The organism is Sphingomonas aerophila, from assembly GCF_014199305.1.
GTDB lineage: Bacteria > Pseudomonadota > Alphaproteobacteria > Sphingomonadales > Sphingomonadaceae > Sphingomonas > Sphingomonas aerophila.
On the sequence record NZ_JACIJK010000001.1, the window covers coordinates 484,829 to 495,200 of the forward strand.

Here is a 10,372-nt window from a genome sequence, read left to right on the forward strand (position 1 = left end):
ATCAACATGCCGCCCCAACTGAACTCGCTGTTCCAGCGCATCGGCACCAATCGCGACATGGCGCTCGCGATCGGCGTGCTGGGCATCATCGGTATGTTGATCCTGCCCATGCCGGGCTGGATGCTCGACCTGGGGCTGGCGCTTTCGATCACCGTCTCGGTGATGATCCTGATGACCGCGTTGTTCATCGAAAAGCCGCTCCAGCTGTCGGCCTTTCCAACGATTCTGCTCATCGCGACGATGCTGCGTCTGGGTCTCAACATCGCGTCCACGCGGTTGATCCTGGGGCATGGACATGAGGGCGCGGACGCAGCGGGCGGCGTGATCGCCGCCTTTGGTGAGTTCCTGATCGGCGGCGATACGGTGATCGGCATCACCATCTTCGCCATCCTGATCGTCATCAATTTCGTGGTGATCACCAAGGGCGCTGGCCGTATCGCGGAGGTCGCGGCGCGCTTCAGCCTCGACTCCATGCCGGGCAAGCAGATGGCGATCGACGCCGACCTGTCCGCTGGCATGATCACCGAGATACAGGCGCGCGAGCGCCGTGCCGAGGTGGAAGCCGAAAGCGGCTTTTATGGCGCCATGGACGGCGCGTCCAAGTTCGTGAAGGGCGACGCGGTCGCGGCTTTGCTGATCACCGCCATCAACGTGTTCGTCGGCCTGATCATGGGCGTGGCCGTGCACGGGGTCCCGTTTGGTGACGCGTTTCACACCTATACGCTGCTGACGGTCGGAGACGGTCTGGTTAGCCAGATCCCGGCACTGATCGTGTCCACCGCCGCGGGCCTTCTGGTCTCAAAGGGCGGCGTCACCGGGAAGACGGGTTCTGCGGTAGGCGAGCAGCTCGGCCGTTACCCGAAGGCGTTCGGTATGGTCGCGTTCCTGATGGGCGCCCTGGCCCTGATCCCCGGACTTCCGTTCGCCCCCTTTGCTCTTTTTTCAGCGGCTAGTGGCTTCCTTGCTTGGAAGCTGGGCAAGCAGGCCGAGGCCCGGACGCTTCAGGTCCATGCGGACGAGAGCGCAGCCGCGGCCGCCGAAGCTGACGTGGAAGAGCCGATCTCGCGTACGCTGGCGATTGACGCGATCCGCATCGAGATCGGCTACGCGTTGCTGCCCATCATCAACGATTCCCAACGTGAGCCGCGCCTGGATGACCAGGTGCGTGCACTGCGCCGCCAGATGGCCGTGGAATATGGGTTTGTCCTGCCGTCGGTGCGCATCATCGACAACATGGCGCTGAAGGCCAACGAGTACGCCGTATACGTCAAGGAGACGGAGGCTGCGCGTGGCGAGATCCGGCTCGACCGGCTGCTTGTGATCAATCCAGGTGACGACGACGTGGGTATTCCCGGCGAACAAACGCGCGAGCCGGTGTTCAATCTGCCGGCGCTGTGGATCGACCGTGCCGCACGGGACGAAGCGGCGTTTCGCGGCCTGACGGTGGTGGACGCCGGCACGATCATCACCACTCACGTCACCGAGCTGGTGAAGGACAACATCGCCGACCTGCTGAGCTATACCGAAACGCAAAAGCTGCTGAACGAAGTCCACAAGGAGTCGGAGAAGTTGGTCGGTGACATTGTTCCGTCCAAGATCTCCATCTCGGGCGTGCAACGGATCCTGCAGAACCTGCTCGCGGAAGGCATTTCGATTCGCGATGTCCCCACAATCCTGGAAGGCATCGCCGAGGCCGCGCCGCTCACGGCCAATCTGACCCAGATGACGGAACATGTGCGCGGCCGTCTGGCCCGGCAGATTTCCGCCCAGCAGACCAGGGATGGCTCGATCCCGATCGTAACCCTTTCGGGTGAATGGGACGCGGCGTTTGCCGATAGCATCGTGGGGCAGGGCGACGACCGCCAACTCGCCATGGCGCCCTCCAGTCTCCATGCCTTCATTGGCGCGGTACGCGAAACGCTGGACCGTTTGGCGGGGAACGGGGAAATCCCCTGCCTCCTCACCAATCCCGCCATTCGACCGTTTGTGCGGTCAATCATCGAGCGGGTGCGTCCGTCAACCGTGGTCCTGTCGCAGAACGAAATCCATGCTCGTGCCCGCATTCGTGCTCTTGGGACGATCAACTGAACCGCGTGTGCCGGAAGCGTTCTATAATGATCGATAAGGCCACTGATCCCGCGTCCAAGGAAACCGACTGCCGATGACGATTGCACCGACCAGCTTTCTGCCGAACGGCCTTTCTCCGGCGGCGAGTGCTTCCGCCAGTCCGGCAACAGGCGGTTTCGGGCAGGCGCTGGGCGCAGCAATCGCCGGTGTGGACGCGTCGGTGGGATCGGCGCAGCCCGTCACGGGCGCAAACGCCGCCTCGCCGATGTTGCCCGGGAAGGGCGTGGGCATGGATGCGCTTCTCTCCACGGGCCTTGTTGCGCCCCCCGCCACAACCACGCCCCCGCCAATCGATGCGAACGCGCCTTTGGTACCCGGCGCACTGCCGGAAGGTGAACTCGCTGAACCAGATCTGGCGACGTCCATAGCGATGGAGGGCAACGACGACGTCCTTGAACCGACGACGGCTGCCGTTGAACCGGGTCGTTCGGCCCCGGCCAAAACGCCAGCTCATGTAGTTGCTGCTGATCGAGCAGCCTCTGTGCCCGTCGGGACTCCGGCTGGCCAGTCGTCGGCTCCGCCCCCGCCAACCATCTCGACATTGCAGGCTGCGGTCGCAGCCGATGTGTCGGATGCCTCTAAGGACGGCGATACTGCGGAAGCAGTCACGGATGATCAGGTGTCGGCTGACGCTCCGGGCACGTCCGCCACGTCGAACCAACCGGCGCCAGTGATTCTAGTGGTGGTGCCAGTCGCTTCCGTTGCTGCCCCACCCCGTCTCTCGCCAGCAGCGCCCCGGAATCTTGGCGACGTGCCGGCCGGCACAGCACAAGCCGCCGTGACTGCCATTGCGCGTGGCGCGGACGGCGCAGCAGCGGCCGACGGCACCGCCATTGCGCCAGGCGTCGGCGACGCAGCAGCTGCCAACGACCAAGCCGCGCCTGACACCGGGTTCGCCGACCGACTTGCCGCCCAGACGACTGTTCCCGCCCCGGCCGCGCGCCAGGAAGCCGCGGTGCCGCCTACCGCGTTGCCGCCAGCTGTCCGCATCGGCACCGACGCCGCGTCACCGCTTGCGACGGCGCCCGCTGCTGCCCATGCCGTCAAGCCGCAGGAGATGCCGAGCGTCACTGCCCAGAGCGGCCGTATCGGGCATGAAATGGGCGTGCACATCGCCCGTCGCGTCATTGATGGCAGCAGCGAGCTTACCGTTCGGCTCAACCCGGCGGAAATGGGACGGGTAGAGGTGCGGATCGCGTTTGACGACGCAGGCACGCTGCGGGCCACAGTTGCGGCTGAGCGTCCCGCGGCGCTGGACCTGTTGCGGCGCGACAGCGCCGATCTCGGCCGCGCCTTGAACGACGCGGGCGTTCGCGCCGATGGTCAAAGCTTCCGTTTCGACACTCGTGCCGGCACCGGCGACGGTCAGGCCTGGCAGCGTAACGGTAGTCAGCAGGACGGTGGGCGCCAGCAACAGAGCGGCGGGCGAGGCTATGCTGGCGATACGCCGGCCGATGAACCCGTTTACCGCGCGCTTCGCACCAGCGGCCGCGTCGATCTCATGGCTTAAGGACTTCGCATCATGACTAGCATTACCGCAAACACTGGCTCCGATGCGTCGGTCGGCACCGCCGTCGGCAATGGCGCGCTTGCAAAGACGTCGGCTGATTTCAACATGTTCCTGAAGATGCTCACGACGCAGATGCAGAACCAGGACCCGCTGAACCCGATGGATACGGCGCAATACACACAGCAGCTGGTGCAATATTCCCAGGTTGAGCAGTCCATTCAGCAAACGGGAACGCTGAAGGACATTCTTGGCCGCCTGACGACGCAAGATATGGCGCAGTCCTCGTCCTTCATCGGTCGCGAGGCGCAGTTTGACTCGGAGGTGTCCGGTCTGTCCGCCGCGGCGCCCGCGCAATGGGCCTTCACCGCTGACCGCGCGGTCGGCTCGCTGCTCGCAACCGTGACCGACTCTGCAGGCAAGGTCGTGGATACTCGCCCCGTCGATCCAGCAACCAGTGGCCGTTTCACTTGGGACGGCAAGCTGTCCAACGGTGAGCGAGCCCCGGCCGGCAGCTATTCCTTGTCGATACAGGGTGCGGATCTTTCGGGTACTGTGGTCCCGGTAAGCGTTCAGAGCGTCGGAACGGTCAAGCAGGTCACAAGTGCGAACGGAGTGGTCCAATTGGGCGTGAATGGCGCCGATATGCCGGCCAGCAAGTTGATCCGGGTATCCTCCGCAGGCGAGTGATCCGGGCTGGCTACTCAGACAAGGTGTCGAAAGCGGCGAGGAGGCTGCAGGGCTCGTTGCGGTTAGGTCGGGAAGCTGGTCGACCCGCATGCCCGCGATGCAAGTCGCTTTGAGCGATGATCGACGCCCGCATCGGCCCGATCGCAGCTTTAAAGACTTTCCCTATGGCCTAAATCTCCGCCCTGTGAGGATAGATCCCCCAGGGCTCCGACAAGCGGCATCGGGTCTGGCGTGATTTGTGAATGGCCAGCTTGCAACCGAATAGGCGGGCGCAGACGGTCAGCCCCGAGCGAGGATAAGGGCCGTGGGTACGCCAGCGGCTGATCCGCGGACGGCGATCCAAGAGGCGCGGGAGGTCGAGCCAGAACGCGAGCGGATCGTTGGAGCCGTGGGCGGCGATCAAAATCGCATAGGTCGGCGGTCCCGATCTCATATCGACAGGCCGGCTACATGACTGGCCAATGGACCTCATGGCGCTCCGCGCGGACAAGCCGCTGCCCCGGACCTTGACCCAGCTTGACGTCGACGCCGGCGAGTCGCTCGATCAGGAGCGCGGGCGCGTGTCTGGCACGTCAGGCGTCACGGGCACCAGTTCGTACAGATCGATGTCCGCGTCGCGTCCCGCATGCGCAAGCACGAGCCGCCACCGGAACGGGGCGACCCTTGTGACCAGGCCTACCAAGTCGCGAGAGGGGTCGGCACCATAGGCCCGTCCGGCTTTCTCCCCTGCAGCACGCATCGTCCCAAGGAACACCTGACTGGTCGCCGTATCTGAATACACATAGCCCTCGGGCAGGGTGGATCCGGTCTGTTTCGTGAAGGCGAGCCGATCATCGGCGGCGTCAACATAACAGAAATCGGCCGGGTAGGTTCGGAACCGTGCAGCGCCGCCCAACCGCACCAGTCGGCAACGATAAGATCCCGGCGGCAATTGCGGCAGCGGCGCAGCGGCTGCCGGATCTAGCAGCGGGCCTTCGGCCTGAACTGCCTTGTTCAGGCTCGCCGGCAGTGCGGCGCGGGCTTGGGCAAAGCGCCGGGGCAGGTCGGCCAATCGCGCCTGGTCCGCTGGCGAGGCAAATAGCTTCCAGCCGGTAACGGTCCGGGAAGGCGCTTCCACGACCGGGGTAGAAGCGGGCGCTAGGGGTCGTACGGCACCAGCCGTACATCCGGCGAGGAGCAACGAGCCGGCCGCGCCGATGATGGTGGTCCGCAACATTGATCATTCTCCGTCCGAGCCCACTCAAGGCGTTGGCGTTCGAGAACCCGTGTGCCTTGATGGTTAACGAAAGGTAAACGCAGCGATGGGCGGAGGTTCAAATACGGCGGACAACCTCCGAAGCACAAACACCTCCGGCCCTGCGCGCGTGTCGGCGCAAATCGCCAGCAGGAGCTAACAGTCCGGAGCCTTCATCCGCTTGGCGTGCGCGGCGCTCTGGATGCAAGTCGATCGGCACTACGCCCAGAGTGACCGACTACGATGAAATGAGCGGATACCAACGCCGCCAGGCAGAAGGTGCCATTCGTCGGCGCAGCTCTTGAGAGATCCCGACGCTGTATCAAAGCGGCGGCTCCGGATGATGTTAACCCCATCAGCCTGGCCTACCGAGCAACTGGCACCTCTCGATCAGGTATAAGGCTAGACAATTCTGCCTAGGGAAGCATTCCACGCCTGTTAGCGCGCGGAGCCATGATCCTCACCTGTAAGAATGGCCCAGCAATCCGCCGCGGCAGTGCTTCATCAATACTCCCGCCGGATCTCAAGACCTAGCGCGACCGGTCACCAGGACAGGCCGCGCCAGGCCCCCGGTTCAGCTATCGGCAGTCGCAGCCGCCTTGCGGCGACGCGGCGCCGGGGCGGGCTCGGCTGCCGGCTCTGCTGCGTCCCCACCGGCCTTCTGGCCGGGCTTGCGACCAAGACCGATCTTCTTGGCCATCGCACGCCGGCTTTCCGAATAATTCTCGGCAACCATCGGGTAATCGGCGCGCAGGCCGTAACGCTCGCGATATTCGGCCGGTGTCAGGCCGTGGGTCGCAAGATGACGACGCAGCGTCTTGTAAGGTTTGCCATCGATCATCGAGACAATGTGGTCCTTGGACGCCAGCGATTTGCGGACTGACACGGCCGGCGTGTATTCGGTCGGTGTTTCCACCGCTTCAGGCTCGCCGCCCTGGCCCAGCAGTGACGACACCGTGTCGTGCATCTTGCCGAGAAATGCCGGAACATCCTCAGCCGACGTGCGAGTGTTCGGATTGCCAAGCCAAGCAATTGTCAGCTCGGTCGCAAGCTCGACGGCATTGAGATCGGTGTTGTCGGTGGCCATGCGAAACTCCTCTTAATTATCCTGCGGCCTAGCGCTGTGTTCTTTGAGGTCAATGGCGAATGTTACCAGACACTGACCTGACAAGGCCGGCTGTGCTTAACGGTGCTGAGTATTGAGAACCCAAATCTTCACCAGTCACAAGCACGCGGGAAGAATGCGTATAGTATGATGACCAGTTAACGCTCTAGTCGCGCGAAGTCCCCGGCACAAAGAAACGATCAATGACATCACGAGCCAGACGGGCGGGCCGAAGGGTTGCAGCATCAAGGCAGCACCAGCTTGATTTAACCTCGGCTAGAACGTCCTCACCGCGCCGGATCACCGTTTCGTAGAAGGCGCGAGCACCTTGCACCTTCTCTAGAAGCACTGTTGCGACGACATCATCGCCGAGGAAGGTGGGTTTGCGGTAGGTAATCTCGTGCTTCAGCGCGACCCACAGGTGTTGGGCCACCGCCTCGGCAGGGGCGAGGCGCTGCCAATGGCTGATTACCGCGTCCTGTACCCACTTGAGGTAGCTCGCATTGTTGACGTGCCCCATGAAGTCGATGTCAGCGGGATCGATGGCGATCGTGAATGAATGGGGCAGACCTGTAGTCACGGTGCAATAATAGCATGGCGGGCCCCCTGTTACGACCCGGCGTTCGACACAAAAACAAAACGCCCCGGCGGTGAGGCCGGGGCGTTGGGTCGTCGGACCTGTTCGGTTGGATCAGTGATCCTTGCCGCCGTCGATCACCGGCAGCGTTTCGAACTGGTGGAACGGTGGCGGGCTCGACAGCGTCCACTCCAGCGTCGTTGCGCCTTCGCCCCACGGGTTATCAGGCGCCTTCTTGCCGGCGAGGAGCGACCAGATCAGGTTGACGAAGAAGATCGCCATGCCTGCAGCCATGATCTCGTAACCGTGGCTCGCCAGCGCGTTCCACGTCGAATAGGCGTCCGGATAGTCCGGATAACGACGTGGCATGCCCTGCAGGCCCAGGAAGTGCATCGGAAAGAACAAAATGTTCACTCCGACAAAGAACACCCAGAAATGCAGCTGGCCGAGGAACTCGTTGTACATTTTCCCGCTCATCTTCGGGAACCAATAATAGAAGCCGGCGAACAGCGCGAACACGGCACCCAGCGACAGCACGTAATGGAAGTGCGCCACGACGTAATAGGTGTCCTGCATGTAGTCGTCGACGCCGCCATTCGCGAGCACCACGCCCGTGACGCCACCAACGGTGAACATGAAGATGAAGCCGATCGCCCAGACCATCGGGGTCGGGAAGCGAAGCGAACCGCCCCACATGGTCGCGATCCAGGAGAAGATCTTGATGCCGGTCGGCACCGCGATGACCATGGTTGCGGCGGTGAAGTACATCTTGGTGTTTACGCTTAGGCCGGTCGCGAACATGTGGTGGGCCCACACGACGAAGCCGACGACGCCGATCGCGACCATTGCATAGGCCATGCCGAGATAGCCGAACACCGGCTTGCGGCTGAAGGTGGCGATGATCTGGCTGACCATGCCGAAGCCCGGCAGGATCATGATGTACACTTCGGGGTGGCCGAAGAACCAGAACAGGTGCTGGAACAGCACCGGATCGCCACCGCCGGCCGGATCAAAGAAAGTGGTGCCGAAATTGCGGTCGGTCAGCAGCATGGTGATCGCCGCGGCGAGCACCGGCAGCGCCAGCAGCAGCAGGAACGCGGTGACCAGCACCGACCAGACGAACAGCGGCATCTTGTGCAGGGTCATGCCCGGCGCGCGCATGTTAAAGATGGTGGTGATGAAGTTGATCGCGCCCAGGATCGACGACGCACCCGCAAGGTGGAGCGACAGGATCGCCATGTCCACGCTTGGCCCAGGCTCGCCATAGGTCGAGAGCGGGGCATAGATCGTCCAGCCCGTGCCTGCACCGCCGCCCACGAATGGCGAAGCGAGCAGCAGCGTGAAGGCCGGGATCAGCAGCCAGAAGCTGATGTTGTTCATGCGCGGGAACGCCATGTCGGGCGCACCGATCATGATCGGCACGAACCAGTTGCCGAACCCGCCAATCATGGCCGGCATGACCATGAAGAACACCATGATCAGGCCGTGAGCGGTGATCAGCACGTTCCACAGGTGAAGCGACTGGTCGAGGCTCTGCTCGCCACCATGGATCATGCTGGCCCAGGTGCCGAGATACTGGATACCCGGATGGGCGAGCTCGGCCCGCATCAGGCCCGAAATCGCGCCACCGATGATCCCCGCGACGATCGCGAAGATCAGGTACAGCGTCCCGATGTCCTTGTGGTTGGTGGACATGAACCAGCGCGCGAAGAACGCCGGCTTGTGATCGGCATCATGGTGATGCTCGTGATCGTGCGCCTGGAACGGCGACATCGATCCCTGGGGGTGGAGAGCAGTATCGGTCATGATCTCTTACATTCCAGCGTTGCCGGCACCGGTCCGGTTGTTGGTGGCGCCCTGCGGAGTGGCGGGAAGGGGCTTGGTCGCGGGGTCGAGGCCTGCCGGTGGCGTCGCGAACTCGCCCGCCTTTTCGGTCGGATTGGCGTCCGCGCCCGGCTGCGGAATGACCTTGTCCGATGACTTGGCGGTGCCGTCGGCATTGCGGCCCGGCATGGTGCCGCCCTTGGCACGAACCCAGGCAGCGAACTGCGCCGGCGGAACGGCCTCCACCGCGATCGGCATGAACGCGTGGCGCGGGCCGCACAGTTCGGAGCACTGGCCGAAATACAGGCCCGGTCGCTCGATGGTGAAGCTCGACTCGTTCAGGCGGCCCGGGATCGCGTCCAGCTTCATCCAGAATGCAGGGATCGCCCAGCTGTGGATCACGTCGTTGGACGTGGTGATCAGGCGGATGGGCACGCCCACCGGCAGAACGACGCGGTTGTCGGCGGCCAACAGGCGGGGGCCGTCGGCATCGGTGCGGAACCGCTCACCGGCTGCGACCTGATCCTTTTCCTTGAGCATGTTGGCGGTGATCTCGAACCCACCATTGTCCGGGTACTGGTAAGTCCAGTACCACTGGTTGCCGATCGCCTTCAGCGTCACGGCGCCCGCCGGAGCAGGCTTGAACTGCGCCTGGAGCAGACCAATCGACGGGATCGCGATCGCGACCAGGATCGCCACCGGGGCGAGCGTCCAGATCACCTCGATCGCGGTGTTGTGGCTGGTCTTGGACGGAACGGGGTTTGCCGCCTGACGAAAGCGGATCACTACCCAGATCAGCAGCGCCAGCACGAACAACGAAATGATCGTGATCAGCGGGAACAGGATCTTGTTGTGGAACCAGTAAGCGAACTGGCCATTGCGCGTGACCTGCGGCTGAATGTCGAACATGCCGTCGGTCGGCCGGCCAATGTTGCGGCCGTCCGGACCCGCCTTGTTCACCTCTGCCGAGGACATGGCGGGCGCGCCGTCCATGGCGAGTGCCGGCGAGGCGGCATCGGCCGGCGGGGTCGCGCTGGCGGTGGTCGGCGCGACGTTCGACACGTTGCCGGGAGCCGCCGCAGCCTGCTGGCCAGGATCGGTGCCCTGCACGGCTGGCGCTGCCGCCTGCGGCGCCGCCTGGACGGCGGCGGAAAGCCCCGCCACCGCGAGCCCCGCGGCGATCACGATCCCCTTCAACCCCATCATGCCCATGCGCATCAACATCCCAGTACCGGTTCGACCAAGGCCGCATGCTGGCGACCTTTTTCGGACGCAGGCGCGCCCGTTTGGGCAAGGCCTATACGCTGG

At 63.7% G+C, this 10,372-nt stretch carries 8 protein-coding genes; 3 read left to right on the forward strand and 5 right to left on the reverse strand.

Features of this window, described 5'->3' with window-relative positions; all coding sequences use genetic code 11:
- Nucleotides 1-6: 6 nt before the first annotated feature.
- From flhA to FHS94_RS02540, 3 genes are all read left to right on the forward strand, one after another.
- On the forward strand, nucleotides 7-2,088 hold the full coding sequence (gene flhA, locus FHS94_RS02530; RefSeq protein ID WP_184054254.1) for a flagellar biosynthesis protein FlhA: 2,082 nt from the start codon (nucleotides 7-9) through the stop codon (nucleotides 2,086-2,088).
- Nucleotides 2,089-2,161: 73 nt separating this feature from the next.
- Nucleotides 2,162-3,637: a flagellar hook-length control protein FliK gene (locus FHS94_RS02535; RefSeq protein WP_184054256.1), complete on the forward strand. Its 1,476-nt coding sequence runs from the start codon at nucleotides 2,162-2,164 to the stop codon at nucleotides 3,635-3,637.
- Between the two features lie 12 nt (nucleotides 3,638-3,649).
- Complete coding sequence (locus FHS94_RS02540) at nucleotides 3,650-4,324, forward strand: flagellar hook assembly protein FlgD (RefSeq protein WP_184054258.1); 675 nt, start codon at nucleotides 3,650-3,652, stop codon at nucleotides 4,322-4,324.
- A gap of 544 nt (nucleotides 4,325-4,868) precedes the next feature.
- Here FHS94_RS02540 and FHS94_RS02545 read toward each other — a convergent pair.
- The 5 genes from FHS94_RS02545 to coxB all read right to left on the reverse strand — a co-directional run bounded on the left by FHS94_RS02545 (nucleotide 4,869) and on the right by coxB (nucleotide 10,270).
- Nucleotides 4,869-5,540, reverse strand: coding sequence for a DUF4893 domain-containing protein (locus FHS94_RS02545; protein ID WP_184054259.1), 672 nt, complete (start codon nucleotides 5,538-5,540; stop codon nucleotides 4,869-4,871).
- Between the two features lie 592 nt (nucleotides 5,541-6,132).
- On the reverse strand, nucleotides 6,133-6,645 hold the full coding sequence (locus tag FHS94_RS02550; RefSeq protein WP_184054261.1) for a Ros/MucR family transcriptional regulator: 513 nt from the start codon (nucleotides 6,643-6,645) through the stop codon (nucleotides 6,133-6,135).
- A 184-nt stretch (nucleotides 6,646-6,829) separates the two neighbouring features.
- Nucleotides 6,830-7,243: a thioesterase family protein gene (locus FHS94_RS02555; RefSeq protein WP_184054263.1), complete on the reverse strand. Its 414-nt coding sequence runs from the start codon at nucleotides 7,241-7,243 to the stop codon at nucleotides 6,830-6,832.
- Nucleotides 7,244-7,354: 111 nt separating this feature from the next.
- Nucleotides 7,355-9,046 (reverse strand): cytochrome c oxidase subunit I, encoded by a 1,692-nt coding sequence (gene ctaD / locus FHS94_RS02560; protein WP_184054265.1) that lies wholly within the window; start codon nucleotides 9,044-9,046, stop codon nucleotides 7,355-7,357.
- A gap of 6 nt (nucleotides 9,047-9,052) precedes the next feature.
- Nucleotides 9,053-10,270 carry a cytochrome c oxidase subunit II gene (coxB, locus tag FHS94_RS02565; protein WP_184054267.1) on the reverse strand — a complete coding sequence of 406 codons (1,218 nt, stop codon included), beginning with the start codon at nucleotides 10,268-10,270 and terminating at the stop codon, nucleotides 9,053-9,055.
- Nucleotides 10,271-10,372: the final 102 nt, after the last annotated feature.